The 18,390-nt window shown below is 56.3% G+C and carries 17 protein-coding genes; 11 read left to right on the plus strand and 6 right to left on the minus strand.

Annotated elements, in window-relative coordinates; genetic code table 11:
* Positions 1 to 5 precede the first annotated feature (5 nt).
* Entirely contained in the window at positions 6 to 1,328 is a 1,323-nt protein-coding gene (xylA, locus tag F3I20_RS19375; RefSeq protein ID WP_150014468.1) for a xylose isomerase, read from the minus strand.
* Positions 1,329 to 1,672: 344 nt separating this feature from the next.
* Here xylA and xylF point away from each other — a divergent pair, with 344 nt between their 5' ends.
* From xylF to F3I20_RS19405, 5 genes are all read left to right on the plus strand, one after another.
* Positions 1,673 to 2,665: a D-xylose ABC transporter substrate-binding protein gene (xylF, locus tag F3I20_RS19385; RefSeq protein ID WP_150038123.1), complete on the plus strand. Its 993-nt coding sequence runs from the start codon at positions 1,673 to 1,675 to the stop codon at positions 2,663 to 2,665.
* A 28-nt stretch (positions 2,666 to 2,693) separates the two neighbouring features.
* Entirely contained in the window at positions 2,694 to 4,214 is a 1,521-nt protein-coding gene (locus tag F3I20_RS19390; protein WP_150038124.1) for a xylose ABC transporter ATP-binding protein, read from the plus strand.
* Complete coding sequence (gene xylH, locus F3I20_RS19395; RefSeq protein ID WP_150038125.1) at positions 4,207 to 5,391, plus strand: xylose ABC transporter permease XylH; 1,185 nt, start codon at positions 4,207 to 4,209, stop codon at positions 5,389 to 5,391. Before F3I20_RS19390 ends, xylH begins: the two co-directional genes overlap by 8 nt.
* A 93-nt stretch (positions 5,392 to 5,484) precedes the next feature.
* Positions 5,485 to 6,663 (plus strand): D-xylose utilization transcriptional activator XylR, encoded by a 1,179-nt coding sequence (gene xylR, locus F3I20_RS19400; RefSeq protein ID WP_150038126.1) that lies wholly within the window; start codon positions 5,485 to 5,487, stop codon positions 6,661 to 6,663.
* A 506-nt stretch (positions 6,664 to 7,169) separates the two neighbouring features.
* Positions 7,170 to 8,621 carry a sugar porter family MFS transporter gene (locus F3I20_RS19405; RefSeq protein WP_150038127.1) on the plus strand — a complete coding sequence of 484 codons (1,452 nt, stop codon included), beginning with the start codon at positions 7,170 to 7,172 and terminating at the stop codon, positions 8,619 to 8,621.
* A gap of 27 nt (positions 8,622 to 8,648) precedes the next feature.
* Here F3I20_RS19405 and F3I20_RS19410 read toward each other — a convergent pair whose 3' ends face one another.
* From F3I20_RS19410 to F3I20_RS19430, 5 genes are all read right to left on the minus strand, one after another.
* A complete protein-coding gene (locus F3I20_RS19410) occupies positions 8,649 to 9,782 on the minus strand; it encodes an ROK family transcriptional regulator (RefSeq protein ID WP_150038128.1) in 1,134 nt (377 codons plus the stop codon).
* A gap of 199 nt (positions 9,783 to 9,981) precedes the next feature.
* Entirely contained in the window at positions 9,982 to 10,722 is a 741-nt protein-coding gene (dnaC, locus tag F3I20_RS19415; protein ID WP_150014562.1) for a replicative helicase loader DnaC, read from the minus strand.
* On the minus strand, positions 10,722 to 11,258 hold the full coding sequence (dnaT, locus tag F3I20_RS19420; protein ID WP_150038129.1) for a primosomal protein DnaT: 537 nt from the start codon (positions 11,256 to 11,258) through the stop codon (positions 10,722 to 10,724). The genes dnaC and dnaT overlap by 1 nt, the downstream gene beginning before the upstream one ends.
* Positions 11,259 to 11,369: 111 nt before the next feature.
* Positions 11,370 to 12,050 (minus strand): hypothetical protein, encoded by a 681-nt coding sequence (locus tag F3I20_RS19425; RefSeq protein WP_150038130.1) that lies wholly within the window; start codon positions 12,048 to 12,050, stop codon positions 11,370 to 11,372.
* A 74-nt stretch (positions 12,051 to 12,124) separates the two neighbouring features.
* Entirely contained in the window at positions 12,125 to 12,754 is a 630-nt protein-coding gene (locus F3I20_RS19430; RefSeq protein ID WP_223813112.1) for an autotransporter, read from the minus strand.
* 206 nt (positions 12,755 to 12,960) lie between these two features.
* Here F3I20_RS19430 and F3I20_RS19435 point away from each other — a divergent pair, with 206 nt between their 5' ends.
* From F3I20_RS19435 to F3I20_RS19460, 6 genes are all read left to right on the plus strand, one after another.
* Positions 12,961 to 13,527, plus strand: a complete 567-nt coding sequence (locus F3I20_RS19435) for a DNA-3-methyladenine glycosylase I (RefSeq protein WP_150038132.1) — start codon at positions 12,961 to 12,963, stop codon at positions 13,525 to 13,527.
* 110 nt (positions 13,528 to 13,637) lie between these two features.
* Positions 13,638 to 14,300 carry an OmpA family lipoprotein gene (locus F3I20_RS19440; RefSeq protein WP_150014490.1) on the plus strand — a complete coding sequence of 221 codons (663 nt, stop codon included), beginning with the start codon at positions 13,638 to 13,640 and terminating at the stop codon, positions 14,298 to 14,300.
* 134 nt (positions 14,301 to 14,434) lie between these two features.
* Positions 14,435 to 15,418: a LacI family DNA-binding transcriptional regulator gene (locus F3I20_RS19445; protein ID WP_150014492.1), complete on the plus strand. Its 984-nt coding sequence runs from the start codon at positions 14,435 to 14,437 to the stop codon at positions 15,416 to 15,418.
* A 65-nt stretch (positions 15,419 to 15,483) separates the two neighbouring features.
* Positions 15,484 to 16,509 (plus strand): LacI family DNA-binding transcriptional regulator, encoded by a 1,026-nt coding sequence (locus F3I20_RS19450; protein WP_150014494.1) that lies wholly within the window; start codon positions 15,484 to 15,486, stop codon positions 16,507 to 16,509.
* A 139-nt stretch (positions 16,510 to 16,648) separates the two neighbouring features.
* Positions 16,649 to 17,398, plus strand: a complete 750-nt coding sequence (locus F3I20_RS19455; RefSeq protein ID WP_150038133.1) for a sugar phosphate isomerase/epimerase family protein — start codon at positions 16,649 to 16,651, stop codon at positions 17,396 to 17,398.
* A gap of 9 nt (positions 17,399 to 17,407) precedes the next feature.
* Positions 17,408 to 18,367 carry a sugar kinase gene (locus F3I20_RS19460; RefSeq protein WP_150038134.1) on the plus strand — a complete coding sequence of 320 codons (960 nt, stop codon included), beginning with the start codon at positions 17,408 to 17,410 and terminating at the stop codon, positions 18,365 to 18,367.
* Positions 18,368 to 18,390 lie beyond the last annotated feature (23 nt).

Here is an 18,390-nt window from a genome sequence, read left to right on the forward strand (position 1 = left end):
AAGGGTTAGAAATCAAACAGGTAGTGATTCACCAGATTTTCCAGCTGCTCCTGACGCCCGCTCTGATGCTTCGGATTAAGCTGCTGCTGCTGAGCATGCGCCGCCAGTGCCTCCAGCGAAAACTCACCTTTCAAAATTTGCTGGCCGAACTCACCATTCCAGCCGCTGTAGCGCTGCGCCACACGCTTATCGAGCTCACCATCGCTGATCATGCGCGCCGCCACCTTCAGCGCCAGCGCCATCGTATCCATCGCGCCGATATGACCGTAGAAGAGATCATATTTGTCGGTGCTCTGACGACGCACTTTGGCATCAAAGTTTAAGCCGCCGGTGGTAAAGCCACCCGCTTTAAGAATTTCATACATCACCAGCGCGTTCTCTTCCACGCTGACCGGGAACTGATCGGTATCCCAGCCGCACTGTGGATCCCCGCGGTTAGCGTCCACGGAACCAAAGATGCCCAGCGCAATGGCGGTCGCAATTTCATGATGGAAGGAGTGACCGGCCAGCGTGGCGTGGTTCGCCTCAACGTTAACCTTGATCTCTTTCTCCAGTCCGAACTGTTTCAGGAAACCATAAACTGTCGCGACATCGTAGTCATATTGATGTTTGGTCGGCTCCTGCGGTTTCGGTTCGATCAGCAGCGTTCCCTGGAAGCCAATTTTGTGTTTGTGCTCGACCACCATCTGCATAAAGCGGCCAATCTGTTCGCGCTCCTGACGCAGATCGGTATTCAGCAGGGTTTCATAGCCTTCGCGCCCGCCCCACAAGACATAGTTTTCACCGCCCAGGGTTTTGGTGGCCTGCATGGCGCTGCAGACCTGCGTTGCAGCCCAGGCAAAAACCTCAGGATCGGGATTAGTGGCAGCACCGGCACCATAGCGCGGATGGGTAAAGCAGTTAGCCGTACCCCACAACAGTTTCACGCCGGTTTCCTGCTGTTTCTCCAGCAATTTATCGGTCATGGCAGCAAAGTTTTCTTTATAGCTGTGCAGCGAATCACCTTCCGGTGAGACATCGACGTCATGGAAGCAGTACCACGGCACATTCAGCTTATGGAAAAACTCAAAGGCGACATCGGCTTTCAGTTTTGCCTGCTGCAGCGCATCCCCGTTTTTCTGCCATGGACGATCAAAGGCACCGACACCAAACATATCCGCGCCATTCCAGCAGAAGGTGTGCCAGTAGCAGGCGGCAAAGCGCAGATGTTCCGCCATGGTCTTGCCGAGGATGACTTCATCGGGATTGTAGTGGCGGAAAGCGAGAGGATGCGTCGACTGGGTGCCTTCATAACGAACCCGATCGATCTGATCGAAATAAGCGTGCATGGTTTGCTCCTTAGCATCAGTACCCGGATGGTCTGCGTTGAAGCAATATTCAATATGGGCTGTAACCTCCGCTCAATTACGATATTTCATTACGGGTGTCAGATAATTATTATTTGTGCGCTGGCTCGCAAAATAGGGTTATTTACCTGCCGCTTTATCATTGTCACTCTCATGTCCGAAAAAGATGAAACCTCGATCGCGCTCATAAAAAAAGAAATAAACCAAAAAACGTAATAGCCGGATAAAAATCAGTAATTGCTGTGAAAGGAAAAGAAGGGCAACAATTCATCCGCCTGGTTTATCGGCCTGCGATAACAATAGCCTCCACCAACAGGATGATCACAATGAAGATGAAACATGCACTGTTAGCTGCCTGCGCGGCGCTGGCGCTCTTCAGCCAGACCAGCGTGGCAAAAGAAGTGAAGATCGGCATGGCAATTGACGATTTGCGCCTCGAGCGCTGGCAGAAAGACCGCGATATTTTCGTTAAACAGGCGGAGACGCTGGGCGCTAAGGTGTTTGTTCAGTCGGCGAACGGCAACGAGGAAACACAGATGTCGCAGATTGAAAATATGATCAATCGCGGTGTCGATGTGCTGGTGATTATTCCCTACAACGGTCAGGTATTGAGTAATGTTGTCGCTGAAGCGAAACGGGAAGGCATTAAAGTACTGGCCTATGACCGAATGATAAATAACGCCGATATCGACTTTTATATCTCGTTCGATAATGAAAAGGTGGGCGAGTTGCAGGCCGAAAGCATTGTGAAACAGGTGCCTGAGGGCAACTATTTTTTAATGGGCGGATCGCCGGTAGATAATAACGCCCGCCTGTTCCGCGCCGGACAGATGAAAGTGTTAAAACCTTATATCGACAACGGCAGCATTAAAATTGTCGGCGATCAGTGGGTCGATGCCTGGCTGCCAGAAAACGCCCTGAAAATTATGGAAAACGCCCTGACTGCCAACGGCAATCACATCGATGCGGTCGTGGCCTCTAACGATGCTACCGCAGGCGGTGCGATTCAGGCGCTGAGTGCACAGGGACTGGCAGGGAAAGTGGCCATCTCCGGCCAGGATGCCGATCTGGCGGCGATTAAGCGCATCAAAGCGGGCACTCAGACCATGACGGTGTACAAACCGATCACCGAGCTGGCGACCGAAGCGGCGAAAATTGCCGTCGAGCTGGGTGAGGGCAAAACGCCAGCCAGCAACAGCAAGCTGAATAATGGCCTGAAAGAGGTGCCGTCGCGACTGCTGAAGCCAATTCCGGTCAACAAAGACAATATCGAAAGCACCGTGGTGAAAGACGGTTTCCACAAACAGAGGGAACTCTGACCGCGCATAGCGTGAGGGAGAACAGTCGATGCTGCTGGAAATGAAAAACATCACCAAGCGTTTCGGTGCTGTGAAGGCGCTGAATGATGTCAGCCTGCAACTGGAGGCGGGCGAAGTGATGTCGCTGTGTGGAGAGAATGGATCGGGTAAATCAACGCTGATGAAAATCCTGTGCGGACTCTATCCGCACGGCGATTTTGACGGGCAGATTCACTTCTCTGGCGACGAGATTCAGGCGCAGACCATTCGCGACACCGAGCGTAAAGGCATTGTGATTATTCATCAGGAGCTGGCGCTGGTGCGGCAACTCACGGTGATGGAGAACATCTTCCTCGGTGCCGAACTGAGCCGTTTCGGCATGGTGGATGACGAAACCATGACCCTGCGCTGCCAGCAGCTGCTGGCGCGGGTCGGGCTGAACGTCTCTCCCGCGACCCGGGTCGGTGAGTTAGGCCTGGGCCAGCAGCAGCTGGTGGAGATCGCCCGTGCCCTCAACAAACAGGTCCGGCTACTGATTCTGGATGAGCCGACCTCATCGCTGACGGAGCAGGAGACGGATGTGCTGCTGGGCATCATCCGTAATCTGCGCGAACACGGCATTGCCTGCATCTACATCTCACACAAGCTGAATGAGGTGAAGGCGATCTCCGACACTATCTGCGTGATCCGTGACGGCCAGCATATCGCCACCCGTCCGGCGGCGGGGCTGAGCGAAGATGACATTATCACCATGATGGTCGGACGTGAGCTGACCGCGCTCTATCCCCACGCGCCGCATCAGATTGGCGATGTGATACTGAAAGTCGATAACCTCACCGCCTGGCATCCGGTTAACCGCCACATCCGCCGGGTTAACAATGTCTCATTCACGCTCAGACGCGGTGAAATTCTGGGTATCGCCGGGCTGGTAGGGGCGGGCAGGACCGAAACCGTGCAGTGTCTGTTTGGCGTCTGGCCGGGACGCTGGCAGGGTGATATCTGGATCAATGGCCAGCAGGTCAGTATCACCGACTGCCGCGCTGCGATTGCGCACGGCATCGCGATGGTGCCAGAAGATCGTAAAAAGGATGGCATCGTGCCGCTGATGGCGGTGGGCAAAAATATCACCCTGGCGGCGCTGGACCAGTTCAGCCACCGTCTCTCCACTCTGGATGAAGCGCAGGAGCAGCAGGCGATCAACGACGCGATCAGCCGGCTGCGGGTGAAAACCTCCTCATCGGAACTGCCGATTGGCCGCCTGAGCGGCGGCAACCAGCAGAAAGCGATTCTGGCGAAGTGCCTGCTGCTTAATCCAAAAATCCTGATCCTGGATGAACCGACGCGCGGCATCGATGTGGGCGCACGTCAGGAGATCTACCTGCTGATCAATGCGCTGGTGCAGCAGGGTATCGCGGTGATTGTGATTTCATCTGAGCTGCCGGAGGTGCTGGGCCTGAGCGATCGGGTGCTGGTGATGCATGAAGGGCAGATCAAAGCCGATCTGATTAACGATAACCTGACTCAGGAGCAGGTGATGGAAGCTGCCCTGCGGAGTGAACATTATGCTTAAAAGTGAAAGTACCCAAAGCCGCTTCACTGGCACGCCGGGCAAACCCTCACCGGGCAGGTTCACGCTGCCCAATCTGCAGGTGCTGGTGATGCTGGGCGCGATTGTACTGATTGCGCTGTTCTTTACCTGGACCACCGACGGCGCGTGGCTCAGTGCGCGTAATGTTTCCAACCTGCTGCGTCAGACCGCCATCACCGGTATCCTGGCTGTGGGCATGGTGTTTGTGATTATCTCGGCGGAGATCGACCTGTCAGTCGGCTCCATGATGGGGTTACTGGGGGGCGCGGCGGCGATATTCGACGTCTGGCTCGGCTGGCCGTTGCCTCTGACCATCGTGGTGACGCTGGTGATGGGGCTGTTGCTCGGTACCTGGAATGGCTGGTGGGTGGCCTACCGTAAAGTGCCGTCGTTTATCGTTACGCTGGCGGGAATGCTGGCGTTCCGCGGCATTCTGGTCGGAATTACTGACGGCACTACGGTTGCGCCCATCACGCCGGGCATGTCGCAGATTGGACAGAGTTATCTGCCGGGCGGCGTCGGTTTCGGCTTTGGTGTTGCCGGGCTGGCGCTGTTTATGCTGTGGCAGTGGCGTCTGCGTCTGCGTCGTCAGCAGCTTGGACTGCCGCAGGGTGCAGCCAGCGGCACCATAGGGCGTCAGGCGATCACCGCCATCTTAGTGCTTGGTGCCATCTGGTTACTCAACGACTATCGTGGCGTGCCGACGCCAGTATTACTGCTGGCTGTGCTGCTGCTGGCGGGCATGTTTATGGCCACCCGCACTGCATTTGGCCGTCGTATCTATGCCATCGGCGGCAACATTGATGCTGCCCGGCTGTCTGGCATTAACGTGGCGCGCACCAAACTGGCGGTGTTCGCCATCAACGGCGTGATGGTGGCGATTGCCGGGCTGATCCTGAGTTCAAGGCTGGGCGCAGGCTCGCCGTCGGCGGGTAACATCGCAGAACTCGACGCGATTGCCGCCTGCGTGATCGGCGGCACCAGCCTGGCGGGCGGTGTGGGGTCAGTGGCGGGTGCGGTAATGGGGGCCTTTATCATGGCCTCGCTGGATAACGGCATGAGCATGATGGATGTGCCGACCTTCTGGCAGTACATCGTTAAAGGCGCGATTCTGCTGCTGGCGGTGTGGATGGATACCGCAACGCGGCGTCGGGTGTAATCGCGCGGGCGATCACATTGTGGCGTAAACAATTTTTTTGCCCCTTTCAGCCGTGTTATGCAATGCGCTGAGGATTTAAGGGAACGCGCCACCATGCATGATAAACGCTATCGTATTACGCTGCTGTTTAACGCCAATAAAGTGTATGACCGCCAGGTTGTTGAGGGCGTCGGAGAGTATCTGCAGGCGTCGCAGACTGACTGGGATATCTTCATCGAGGAAGATTTCCGCTGTCGCATCGACAATATCCGTGAGTGGCTGGGCGATGGCGTGATCGCTGATTACGACGATCGTTCAATCGAAAGCCTGCTGTCGAATGTCTCTGTGCCGATTGTCGGCGTTGGCGGTTCTTACCATCGGCAGCAGGATTATCCTCCAGTTCATTACATCGCCACGGATAACGCCGCACTGGTGGAGAAAGCCTTTCTGCATCTGAAAGAGAAGGGCATTAACCGCTTTGCCTTTTATGGTTTACCGGCCTCCAGCGGCAAACGCTGGGCGCAGGAGCGGGAACAGGCGTTTCGCCAGCTGGTGGGACGCGAGCGCTATCAGGGCGTGGTTTATCAGGGCATGGAAACCGCGCCAGAAAACTGGCAGCACGCTCAGAACCGGCTTGCCGACTGGCTGCAGACGCTGCCGCCGCAGACCGGCATTATTGCCGTCACCGACTCACGGGCGCGACATCTGCTGCAGGCGTGCGAACATCTGAAAATACCGGTGCCGGAGAAACTTACGGTGATCGGGATTGATAATGAGGAGCTGACCCGCTACCTGTCACGCGTGGCGCTCTCGTCCGTAGCACAGGGCTCGCGACAGATGGGCTATCAGGCGGCCAAACTGCTGCACCGGCTGCTGGATAAGCAGCCTCTGCCGCTTCAGCGCATTCTGGTGCCGCCGGTGAAAGTGATCGCCCGACGCTCTACCGATTTCCGTTCACTGCGCGATCCAGCGGTGATTCAGGCGATGCACTACATCCGCTTTAACGCCTGTAAGGGAATTAAAGTGGAGCAGGTGCTGGATGCGGTAGGACTGTCACGATCTAACCTGGAAAAACGCTTCCGGGATGAGACCGGCGACACTATCCATGCGATGATCCACCGCGAAAAGCTGGAAAAGGCCCGCGAACTGCTGGCTTCCTCGTCGCTCAACATCAACGAGATCTCACAGATGTGCGGCTACCCTTCGCTGCAATACTTCTACTCAGTTTTCCGCAAAAGCTACGACACCACGCCGAAAGAGTATCGGCAGCATTTTGGGGAAAACCTGCTTTAACGACAGACCGGAGTAAAGAACGCCCGGGTTTTCATGTAATGGACAGGATGAAAATTATATTTCATCCTGATGCCTCGCTATCAGCCCAGGGGCCATCTTCGCAGGCTTAATCTGCCAGCCGGAACAGCCCAGCCTCATTGGATTAAGGGCTTAAAAATCAGCCGTTAAGGCTGAGGGCAGGCGGGATATTTTATCAGTCCCAGACGGACCGCTTCAGCCGATATTTCTTCTGTCATCAGGCGTTTACCCTTGATGGGAAAACCTCACTGCCCGGATTTTACTGTTATCTTATTGATTAATATGATCTTTATTCAGGATTGTCACTCAGCAAGTTTATAATTTTTTCCAACCTGCCTCACACTTTCGAAAGAATTAATCCAAATTTTCCCATTTAGAAAATATATTTCACGGGTGTCTGCTCGCTGAAATTCTGAACCTCTGACCTGTCACGTCTCCTGTTACTGAACCGATGCGGTTCAGGCAGTAGAGAAAAGGAGCCTGTAAAAATGGAAACCCGGCATAAACGTTACAACATGAAATATGTCATGCTCTGTTGCACCGTCGCCGCTTTTGGTGGCCTGCTGATGGGCTATGACTCGTCGATTATCTCTGGCGCTATTGAGCCGCTTAGTGACTATTTCCAGCTGACCCCGGCAGAAACCGGCTGGGCAGTGTCTAACATCCTGCTGGGCAGTCTGGTGGGCTGCTTTATTGCGCCAAAGCTGAGCGATAAATTTGGCCGCAAAAAATCGCTCGCTATCACGGCGCTACTGTTTACTGCCTCGGTGGTGGGGACTGCCATCGCCCATAACTTCTTCACCTTTGTCGCCTTTCGTATTCTTGGTGGATTAGCAATCGGGCTGGCCTCGGTGATCTCGCCAATCTATCTGGCGGAGCTTTCACCGTCGAAGTATCGCGGTCGCACCAGCGCGCTCTATGCGGTGTGCTGCGTCGGTGGGCAATCGGTGGTTCTGCTCACCAACTACTTCATTAATAAATCGATGCTGCCAGAGGTGATGGTCGATACAGGCTGGCGCTATATCCTGGCAACCGCGCTGGTGCCCTGTGCGCTGTTTATCTTTTTCATTGCTTTTATACCGGAATCACCGCGCTGGAACGTTCTGAAAGGCAAAGACAAAGAGGCGCTGGATACGCTGAGCAAAATCTCTGACCCGGTCCATGCCCGCACCGTTTTCAATGAAATTAAACACTCTTTCTCTGATGAGGCAGCGACCCGCCATAAATCCCGACTCCGCCTGAACAAAACCACGGTGCCGTTGCTCATCATTGGTATTGGCCTGGCTGTCGGCAACCAGATTAGCGGCATCAATGTGATTCAGTATTTCGGACCAACGTTGCTGAAAAATGTGTCCGGCAGCACGGATTCGGCGCTGCTCCAGACTTTCTGGCTGTCTGTATGTCAGTTTGTGGGCGTGCTGATGGGTATGGCGCTGATTGATAAAGTCGGACGTCGTAGGCTGTTACTGCTGGGGGCGATTACCTCTGCCGTTTTCCTTGCCTACACCTTTATCGCTTTCTATTACCGTTTGCCCGGCTTGCTGGCGGTGGTGGGACTGTTTGCCTATATGGTTTTCTTTGGCATGACCTGGGGACAGATTGTCTGGACCGTACTGGGCGAGCTGTTTCCGACAGAAATCCGCTCAATCTGTGTCGGCATCTCCATTTGCGCCATGTCGATGGCCAATTTTGTCATCAGCACTACATTCCCGATTCTGAACAGTAATGCTTTTCTGCTTGATATTTTCCACGGTGGCTTCCCGCTGTTACTGTTTGCGCTTTTTTCACTGGCTATGTACTTTTTCACTTTCCGCTATCTGCCGGAAACGGCTGGAATGCCGCTGGAGAAAATTCACGCGCGTGTGCTGGAGAAGTTTAATGTTGACCCGCGTGAGGCGGGCGAACGGACAGATGCACCGGTCAGTGAGACGCGATCATAAAGAAGAGGGCAGTCTGTGGGGGTACGCTCACCCCACCCGCTGCTCACTCTGTTCCAGCACCGCCAGCGCCAGCCCGTTCGCCGGGTCAATCCGGGTTTCCGGGAAGTGCAGCTGAGTGTGCGCGGCGGTAAAGGCCAGCGCGTTGCCGTGCGCAGTATCGCGCACCGCCTTGCAGAAGCGCTCGCTGACGTTCCACGGACAATCAATGATGATGGTGGCGGGGTTCAGCAGCAGCATGATCTGACTCAGCGCCGCACCGAGATAGCCACCCGCCTGGGCCATCACCGTATCCACCACGCGTGGCGCGCTGTCGCGGTTCTGCCAGCTCAGGCCTGGCTGATGCTGCGCCAGCAGCTGATTCACCGCGGGCTTGCTGACCAGTGCCTCCAGACAGCCGCGCCGGCCACAGCTGCAGCGCGGCCCGCCGGGCTGAACAATCAGATGTCCTGCTTCGCCCGCCGTCCAGCTGTGTCCGGTAAATACCTGACCCTGTTGTACCAGTGCGCCGCCAATCCCCTCGGAAATACGCAGATAAAAATGACCGCTCTCCGGCGATAATCCACTTTGCCCGACAGCCAGTAGCGCAGCGGCTTTAACATTATTCATAATGCTGATGGGCAGACGGACGTGCTTGCGCAGCGTGGTCAGCAGGTCAACATCCTGCCATTCCAGCGGCAATGAAATGTGCATCCAGCCGCGCCGGGGATCGACGATGCCGGGGAAGCCAAGGCCAATACCGAGCAGGTCGGGATAACGTTCTGTCAGTTCCCGGCACAGCATAGCCAGTTCAGCCAGCAGGCGGGTCGGGTGACGGGTATCGGTGCGCAGCGTCGCTTCTGCCAGCACCTGTGAAAAATAGTCGCAGACCCGCCAGTGGATCACGTTGCGTTCCACCATGACGCCTGCGCTCTTAAGCTTTTCCGGCCGCAGGGTGATCCCGATCTTAGGCCGTCCGGCTGCTGCGACGCTGACCGGCCCCAGTTCCTCTATCAGACCCTGCTCCAGCAGGTCATCAATGATTAACGAGACCGTGTTTTTGCTGAGGGTCAGCGCCTCCGCCAGATCCTGACGGGACGTCACGCGGAGCTTACGCAGCTGAGCCATAACCCGTTTCTGATTATTCAGTCGCAGTAGTGCGGGGCCTTTGCCGTTCGTTTTCATCACGGATTCACCCAACAGAGGAGTAAGAATTGAGTGTATCAGCCCCGGCGCATTCTTCATGCCACACTTTTGCGGGCTGTTTCACACAACCCGATAGGTGGTGGCTGAGATCGTGATGGCGATCAGATTGCCGGATTAAGCCTGGCTTTTCTGCTGTACCGGCGGCCTCATTAGCACAATGACCCGGCGTAGCCTCTGTTTAATACTCGTCGCCGCGTACCCGACTGCGATAACTTTCCCAGTCGAAACGTACCCACAAGCTGTTGCCCAGACGCATACGGTCCATGACGCGCTCGCCCAGCAGCGCATTCATGCCCGCATGGTCGAGGTTGGATAACATGCCGGTCGGGCGTTTCGATGAAGAACGGCGATCGACAATCTGGTTGATAATCACTTTTTCGTAGCGCGATTCGCTCTGCATACCGATCTCATCAATCACCAGCAGATCGACACTGCTGAGATCCTGAATCAGTCGCTCTTCGGTAATGCCGCTGCTGCCGCTGAAGGTGCCCTTCATGCTCGACATCAGATCGGCCACTGTCACGATCAGCACGCTTTTACCGCGCAGGATCAGGTCATTACCAATCGCGGCGGCCAGATGGTTTTTACCGGTGCCAGGACGCCCGGAAAAGACAAAGCTGGCGATGCTGCCATCAAACTCAGCGGCGTACTGACGTGCCAGCTCCAGCGCTTTGCGCTGTCCCTCGTTCTCTACCCGGTAATTATCAAACGAGCAGTTCATGTGCAGCTCGCGAATGCCGGAACGGCCCATCACGCGCTGCATTTTCATTGCGCGGTTCTCACGCACAATCGCCTCTGATCGCAGGCGGCCCTGCTCCTGATTCCACGCCAGCAGCTCTTTGCCATTGGCAAATTTAGGACGGGTGCCCGCAGGCATCATTCTTTTCAGACGGTTAAAGAGATCATCTGGCGTTTTCATCATTCACCTCGGAAACCATCGGGAATGGTACGGTCAGGATCAGGCAACTGCGTGATATCACGCTTCGGTTGCCCGCCGTTTGCGGCGCGGTTCATCTGAATGCTGCGCGCCAGCTTCTGTTGCCACTGCACATGATGGAACATCCGGCCTTCCGCCTGCCAGTAGGCCACAAAGGCCGCCAGCTCGCCAGGCGTCACCGGTTCACTCAGCGCCACGCCCCAGATGGCGGCCTGACGTGTAAAGTCGGCATCCGGCTGCCAGCCAGAATACATGACAAATTTACCTGCCGGCGTGTGAATAGCAGCAGGCGCATCGTCATAGAGGCTGTCATCCAGTGCGACATCATTCGGCTGCCGCGCGGCGGCTTCCAGCGCCAGCAGTTCAGCCAGACGCGCCGGCGTGATGGCATACATCACCGGCGCATAATTATCTAATACCGCCAGCGTGCCCTTTTCCGCCTGCTGCAGGGCAGTCAGCGGATCCTGTCGGAAGGCATCCAGGCCAATGAGCGTTGAAGTTAAGATTTTAGCTGACATGAAAAGACCTGAGGTTAACGAACACCTTGCGCCGGGAACCTGTCGCCGACGCAGAAGTGTTTATTGTACCTGTTTTGAAGGTGCGGATCGCTTAAAAAGCCAGAATGCGAATCAGTGCGACGTGACCGGAGAGGCGTTGTGGCGGGCCGATGCCGATTCGGTGGCGCGCACGCTGACAGCGGCAGCGGCCGGGCGCGTCTGCCATAAATAGCGAACCGAGGCGAGCCAGCAGAGGCTATATCCCAGAAGCTCGGTGCCCTCTTCGGCCATGTTTTTTACCACGCGGTTGTAATCCCCCAGCATCAGATGCTGCCACAGCGCATGCACACCAAACAGTCGGGAGAAGACCAGCACCACTAAAAAGCCGGAGGCCATCACCGGCCAGCTGCGGTGCAGCAGCAGGTTAGCCAGCGCATGCAGGGTTTTCTTTGGCGTTCGCAGCGCAACGGCCAGCGAACCCGCCGTGACCGCCAGGGCAAACCAGACCCAGCTGCCGTGCTGGATGGTATCAAACACAAAATCGAGTTCGCGGATCAGCATGCAGCTGTAAAAGCCCGCCACTAAGGTTAGTGCTCCACGCTGGGCGGGACGGCGTTGAGCCGCAATGAAAAACAGCGCGGCGATCATCGCCAGCATGCATTCCTGGGTGGTTTCGGTAAAAGAGGTTTCGTGAAGTGCATCGTTCATCCATGCCACATCAATGTAGACGGGGACGATAGTCAGGGCAAGAAACAGAGCTGCCAGTAGAAAAACCGCTATTTCACGGCCAATAATTGTCAAATCGTTGCGCATTTTGTTACCAGTATAATGATTAGCGGACTCATTATATTTTAAACGCCCGATTCCCTTTCTCTTTTCATGCCCCGCTAGAAGCTGGCGCTGAAGCCAAAGCTATAAAGTTGCTGCTCGTCGTTATTCAGCGCTTCGCTTTGTGAAAATGACGCGAAAGCCGCCAGATTATCGTTCAATGGCATTTGTGCGCCGACGCTTAAATCGATACCGTCGGACTGATCCGAGCCATTCGCCGCCTCGCGCCGTGGGCTCTGCGGCGTATCTGCCATCAGATAGTGATAACTCAGCTGCGCCCACGGCGATATCCATCCCTGCTGCGAATCGATGCGCCAGCCAACGCTCGCGCTCTGCTCACGGCTCTGCTGATCGCTGTAGTCACATTGCAGACAGTTCATCTGCTGGGGATCGACCGCATACTGTGCCACCGGACCGGTAGTCAATGACGGCGCAATCGGCATATCAACGCCAGCCCGATAGCGTTTACCCAGCGGCGTGGTGCCTACGCTACCGGTTTCACTGTGCAGGGCGATGGGAGAAGCAGCAGGAGAGTTAATTGCAGCTTCAAACAGGGCGCGGCTCTCATCGCTGAAAGCGAGTGGCGTCAGGGCGATCTTCTCGGCCAGAATCGTGTCGTAGTCGGGCAGAAAGTCAGCGTGCTGAGGCGCAGAGGTGCCGCCGCGGGCAAACGTCGGTTGCGTTAACATTAACAGCCCTACAGCACAGCAGGTCCGCAGACCTTTCCAACCGCTTCTCGGCAACATCGCTTCTCCGGGCAAGGCTGAAGTTATGGCGTCTTAATGAATTTTTCGGCCCGTCTCTGTTATTTAACCGGTGATCGTTTAACTATCAACCGATTAATTCTAAGATCAAGCGGACCGCTAAAATATTCTCGCTATAAAGGAACAAAACGATGCAACGATGTGGCTGGGTAACGCAGGATCCCCTCTATCTGGCGTATCACGACAGGGAATGGGGTGTGGCGCAGAGAGACACGCGTGCACTGTTTGAGATGCTTTGTCTGGAAGGACAACAGGCGGGACTCTCATGGATTACCGTGCTGAAAAAGCGTGAAAATTATCGGGCAGCGTTTCATCAGTTTGATCCTCAGGCTATTGCGCAGATGGATGCTGCCGACTTCGACGCGCTGATGCGCAACAGTGGCATTATCCGCCACCCTGGCAAAATCGCCGCCATTATCGCTAACGCCCGCGCTTTTCTTGAGATGGAAGCGAAAGGCGAGGATTTTAGCGACTTCGTCTGGCATTTTGTCGGTAACGTGCAAATTGTTCACCATTATCCTGATTACAGCCAGGCACCCACCACGTCAGAGCACGCCATTGCGCTCTCGAAGGCGCTGAAGCAGCGTGGTTTCAAATTCATCGGCCCGACAATTTGCTACTCCTTTATGCAGGCCTGTGGGCTGATAAACGATCATCAGAGCAACTGTTTTTGCCATCCTGGCAATCAAAAGGCGTAATTGCCGGTAAATCAGGATTTTTCCGCACTACATTCCCGGTCACCAGACGGCATAATCGTGCCACTTATGGGGAAGGTTTTCCCCTGTATGTCGAATGTAAGGGAACAAAAATGCAGAAGAAATTAATCGCCATCACCTTGTTATTAAGCGGCAGTCTGGCCCTGCCCGGTTGTACCACCAATCCTTACACCGGCGAATCCCAGGCGGGCAAATCAGGCGTGGGCGCGGGCCTTGGCGCATTAGTCGGTGCCGGTGTTGGCGTGCTCTCTTCGTCGAAGAAAGATCGTCGTAAAGGTGCGCTGATTGGTGCCGCAGGCGGCGCAGCGCTGGGCGGTGGCGTGGGTTACTACATGGATGTGCAGGAAGCCAAACTGCGTGACAAGATGCGCGGGACCGGCGTTAGCGTAACCCGCAACGGCGATAACATCGTCCTGAATATGCCAAACAATGTCACCTTCGACTCCAGCAGCAGTAATCTGAAACCCGCAGGCGCGAACACCCTGACCGGTGTTGCAATGGTGCTGAAAGAGTATCCGAAAACCGCGGTAAACGTCGTGGGTTATACCGACAGTACTGGCAGTCGCGCGCTGAACATGCGTCTGTCACAGCAGCGTGCTGAAAGTGTTGCCAGTGCGTTGATCGTGCAGGGTGTTGCCAGCGACCGCCTGCGTACACAGGGTGCAGGCCCGGATAACCCGGTTGCCACCAACAGCACCGAAGCAGGCAAAGCACAAAACCGTCGCGTTGAAATTACGCTCACCCCGCTGGGATAATCGCGATCGCCCCCGAACGGGGGCTTATTTTTTCTGTAAAGCATCACGTTAAAAGCACCAGTAATGTTTCTGCGGATAGAGCCAGCAGAGGCTCTATGGTAGTCTGATCAAAAATTGATCAGTGGACTTGCCCCATGTCTCTTAAAGCCATCGCTGCAGTTTTAGGCCTTTCCGTTACGACTGTCAGCCGCGCGCTTAATGGTTATCAGGATGTCGCTCAGGAGACGCGTAAACGCATTGAAGAAGAAGCGCAGCGGCGCAATTATCGACCTAATGCGGCGGCCCGGCGGCTGAAAACCGGTCGTGCCAATGCAGTAGGGCTCGTTTATCCGCTCATTGAGTCTTCCCTGAGTGGCAGCGACTTCAGCGACATGCTGCTGGCGCTGGATCATCATCTTGCCCGTCATGAAATTAACCTGCTGTTACTGGCGGATAAACAGCAGCAGAGTCACTCAACCCTGACGCGCCTGCTGCGTAGTGGGGCCGTCGATGCCCTGATTGTCGGCCATACCACGCCAGAAGACAGCCGACTGAATGCGCTGATGCAAACCCGTTTTCGCTTTCTGGCGCTGGGCCGCAGCGATCTGCCCGCCGCCTACGCCTGGTTTGATATTGATCACCTTGCCGGTTCACAACTGGCGGTGGGCTGGTCGCTGGCGCAGGGACGGCAGCGGATAGCCTGGCTCGGCAGCAATGAAAACAGCACACGGGTACGTGATCGGCGTCAGGGTTATCTGACCGCGCTGGGTGACGTTGCGCCTTATGCGATGGCGGCGGTCGCACCGTCGCGCCGTGCAGGCTATCACCAGACGCGTGAGTGGCTGGCAGAGGAATCTGCGCCGGAAGTGATTATCACCGACTGCGCTGCGCTGGCTGAAGGCGCAGCCCTGGCGCTGCAGCAGGCCGGCCGGGCCGCGGGCGAAAACGCCATTCTGCTCGCAGGCTGGGAAGGATTACCGCGTGATGCGATTCTCGATCATCCCATTGTCGCGATTCGCCAGGCAACGCCGCATCAGGCTGGCGAACAGGTGGCTGACATGGTTATCAGGCTGATCAACGGCGAACCACCGGAAACGTTACAGACCCTGTGGCAACCCTGGCTGCAATTACCGGCCTAGCACTTTTTGCGCCGGGCTTCGCTTGTGCTAGTCTCTGCCAGGTTTCTTATTTCGCAGGATATCTCATGAAAATCAGGCCGCCTCGCGCCACTATCAGCGATGTTGCTCACGCGGCACGAACCGGTAAAACCAGCGTTTCACGCTATCTTAATGGCGAGCTGCATCTGCTCTCTGCCGACTTAAAAGCGCGGATTGAACAGGCGATAGCGGACCTCAGCTACCGTCCGAGTCAAATGGCGCGCGGCCTGAAGCGCGGACGTACCCGCCTGATTGGGCTGATTATCGCCGACATTACTAATCCCTATTCCGTCGATGTGATGAGCGGCATCGAAGCTGCCTGCCGGGAGCAGGGTTTCACGCTGCTGATGTGTAACACCAACAACGAAGTGGATCTGGAGCAGCACTATCTGCAACTGCTGAGCAGTTATCAGGTTGAGGGCATCGTGGTTAACGCAGTCGGCATGCGTGAAGAGGTGCTCAGCCATCTGCAGCAGTCCCTGCTGCCGATGGTGCTGATTGATCGCAAAATCCCCGACTTTCCCTGCGATGTGGTGGGCCTGAACAATGCCGAAGCGGCCGAGACGGCCACACGCCATCTGATCGACAATGGCTATGAGGCGCTGCTGTTTCTCAGCGAGCCATTGGGCAGTGTGAATACGCGCCGTGAGCGTCTGCAGGCCTTCCGCCAGTTGCTGGCGGCGCATCCGCAGGTTGAACATGAAAATGCGGAAGTGCCGCTGCACCAGCCCGCCGCACTGGATCAGGCGCTTCTGGCCTTCCAGCAACGTCACACCGGTAAACGCTGCGCGGTGATGGTGGCCAACGGAGCACTGACGCTGCAGGTGGCGCGATCGCTGCAACGACTAAATCTGCACTGGGGCCGTGATATCGGCCTGCTCGGTTTCGACGAACTGGAGTGGGCGGCGCTGGCCGGTGTCGGCATTACCACGCTGAAACAGCCGACCTGGCAGATTGGCTTCAGCGCGCTGGAGCGATTGATTGCGCGCATAGAGGGCAGCGAATTGCCGGTTGCCGAGCAGGTCTTCTCGGGTGAACTGATCGTTCGTGGCTCCAGCCAGCCGCTGGGCTGAGTTTCAGATTTAACCTCCTGTTTACATGCTCGCTTCGTGAGCACGATCATAATTTCACCGTTTGCTGCTTTGCTTTGGAACCGGTTCCATTTAGGGTTTTTCTATTCGTTATGGGCAGACCTCTGCCATGGAGTAGAACATGAAACCTGACATTATCGTGGTGACCGCCGCTTATGGCCACACGCAGATCGCCGCACTCGGCGGTCAGGCTGCGCTGCTGCCAGTCATCCAGCAGGCGGGCGCTGACGGGGTCGAAATCCGCCGCGAACTACTGGATGATGCGGCGCTGGCCGATCTGCCGGCGCTGGCCGGGGCGATAGCTGAGCATCAGCTACATGCCAGCTATTCAGTGCCGGATACGCTGTTTTGTGACGGCGGCGAAATCAATCCACGCCTGACCCACTACCTTGAAGAGGCACGCCAGCTAAACGCGCAGCGGCTGAAAGTGGCGCTGGGAGACTTTACCGGTACGCTGCCTCGCGAAACGTTGCAGGCGCTGCTGGCCGATCTGCCCTTTCGGCTGACCGTGGAAAACGACCAGACCGAACATGGCCGGCTGGCACCGTCCGTTGCGTTTTTCACAGCGGTACGCGAAGCCGATCTGCCGATCAGCATGACCTTTGATATGGGTAACTGGTGCTGGACCGGCGAAGACGCCGATCAGGCAGCAGAGCAACTGGCCGCGCAGGTGGGCTATGTGCATGTCAAAGCCGCCGTGCCATATCAGGATAGCTTCCGGGCGATTGCGCTGGATGAGGCTGATGACCACTGGCGCACGCTGCTGCAACAGCTGCCTGCGCGCGCGCCGCGCGGTATTGAATTTCCGCTGGAAGGCGACGATCTGACTGCGGTGACGCGCCACTACGTGTCGCTGCTGCGTAACGTGTAAGGAACAGATATGACGCACACTAATCATCACAACGGTCCGCTTGATGTTGTCACCATCGGTGAAGCGATGGCGATGTTCATCGCCCGCGAGACCGGCGATCTGGCCGCAGCAGAGACCTTTGTTAAACGCGCGGCGGGCGCAGAACTCAATGTGGCGACCGGCCTGGCACGTCTTGGCCTGAAAGTGGGCTGGGTCAGTCGTATCGGCGATGACGCTTTTGGCCGGTTTATCTGCCAGCAGCTGGAAAAAGAGGGTATCGATCACGCCTGTGTGACGGTCGATAAGCGCTATCCCACCGGTTTTCAGCTCAAATCCAAAGTCGATGACGGTTCCGATCCGCTTGTGGAATATTTCCGTAAAGGCTCGGCTGCCAGCCATCTCTCGGTCGATGATTTTGACGCGGACTATTTCGGCTCGGCGCGCCATCTGCACCTCAGCGGTGTGGCGGCGGCGCTGTCAGAAAGCTCATTAGACCTGCTGAAGCACACCGCTAAAGAGATGCGTTCGCGCGGCAAAACCATCTCGTTTGATCCGAACCTGCGGCCGGTGCTGTGGCGCAGCGAAGAAGAGATGCGTAAGCAGCTCAATCTGCTGGCGGAGTATGCCGACTGGGTACTGCCGGGCGAAAAAGAGGGGCTGATTCTGACCGGTTATCGTCAGCCGGAAGCGATCGCGGATTTCTATCTCGACAGGGGTGTGAAAGCCGTTGTGATTAAAACCGGTTGTGACGGTGCCTGGTATAAAACCGCTCAGGGCGAACAGGGTCAGGTTGCGGCGATTAAAGTCGATAACGTGGTGGATACGGTGGGTGCCGGTGATGGCTTTGCCGTTGGCGTCATCAGCGCGCTGCTGGAAGGTCAGTCGCTGCCGCAGGCGATTCGGCGCGGCAACAAAATTGGTTCGATGGCGATTCAGGTCATTGGTGACAGCGAAGGTCTGCCGACGCGTCAGCAACTGGGCGACGAGTAGTTCACGCGCCTCTCAACAGACAC

The sequence above is a fragment of the Candidatus Pantoea gossypiicola genome, from assembly GCF_008632075.1.
In the GTDB taxonomy this organism is placed as follows: Bacteria; Pseudomonadota; Gammaproteobacteria; order Enterobacterales; family Enterobacteriaceae; genus Pantoea; species Pantoea gossypiicola.

What these genes read in the sequence shown, in the direction of transcription:
- xylA (WP_150014468.1), bottom strand. Translation starts at nt 1,328, where the DNA reads ATGCACGCTTATTTCGATCAGATCGATCGGGTTCGTTATGAAGGCACC.
- xylF (WP_150038123.1), top strand. Translation starts at nt 1,673, where the DNA reads ATGAAGATGAAACATGCACTGTTAGCTGCCTGCGCGGCGCTGGCGCTC.
- F3I20_RS19390 (WP_150038124.1), top strand. Translation starts at nt 2,694, where the DNA reads ATGCTGCTGGAAATGAAAAACATCACCAAGCGTTTCGGTGCTGTGAAG.
- xylH (WP_150038125.1), top strand. Translation starts at nt 4,207, where the DNA reads ATGCTTAAAAGTGAAAGTACCCAAAGCCGCTTCACTGGCACGCCGGGC.
- xylR (WP_150038126.1), top strand. Translation starts at nt 5,485, where the DNA reads ATGCATGATAAACGCTATCGTATTACGCTGCTGTTTAACGCCAATAAA.
- F3I20_RS19405 (WP_150038127.1), top strand. Translation starts at nt 7,170, where the DNA reads ATGGAAACCCGGCATAAACGTTACAACATGAAATATGTCATGCTCTGT.
- F3I20_RS19410 (WP_150038128.1), bottom strand. Translation starts at nt 9,782, where the DNA reads ATGAAAACGAACGGCAAAGGCCCCGCACTACTGCGACTGAATAATCAG.
- dnaC (WP_150014562.1), bottom strand. Translation starts at nt 10,722, where the DNA reads ATGAAAACGCCAGATGATCTCTTTAACCGTCTGAAAAGAATGATGCCT.
- dnaT (WP_150038129.1), bottom strand. Translation starts at nt 11,258, where the DNA reads ATGTCAGCTAAAATCTTAACTTCAACGCTCATTGGCCTGGATGCCTTC.
- F3I20_RS19425 (WP_150038130.1), bottom strand. Translation starts at nt 12,050, where the DNA reads ATGCGCAACGATTTGACAATTATTGGCCGTGAAATAGCGGTTTTTCTA.
- F3I20_RS19430 (WP_223813112.1), bottom strand. Translation starts at nt 12,754, where the DNA reads ATGTTAACGCAACCGACGTTTGCCCGCGGCGGCACCTCTGCGCCTCAG.
- F3I20_RS19435 (WP_150038132.1), top strand. Translation starts at nt 12,961, where the DNA reads ATGCAACGATGTGGCTGGGTAACGCAGGATCCCCTCTATCTGGCGTAT.
- F3I20_RS19440 (WP_150014490.1), top strand. Translation starts at nt 13,638, where the DNA reads ATGCAGAAGAAATTAATCGCCATCACCTTGTTATTAAGCGGCAGTCTG.
- F3I20_RS19445 (WP_150014492.1), top strand. Translation starts at nt 14,435, where the DNA reads ATGTCTCTTAAAGCCATCGCTGCAGTTTTAGGCCTTTCCGTTACGACT.
- F3I20_RS19450 (WP_150014494.1), top strand. Translation starts at nt 15,484, where the DNA reads ATGAAAATCAGGCCGCCTCGCGCCACTATCAGCGATGTTGCTCACGCG.
- F3I20_RS19455 (WP_150038133.1), top strand. Translation starts at nt 16,649, where the DNA reads ATGAAACCTGACATTATCGTGGTGACCGCCGCTTATGGCCACACGCAG.
- F3I20_RS19460 (WP_150038134.1), top strand. Translation starts at nt 17,408, where the DNA reads ATGACGCACACTAATCATCACAACGGTCCGCTTGATGTTGTCACCATC.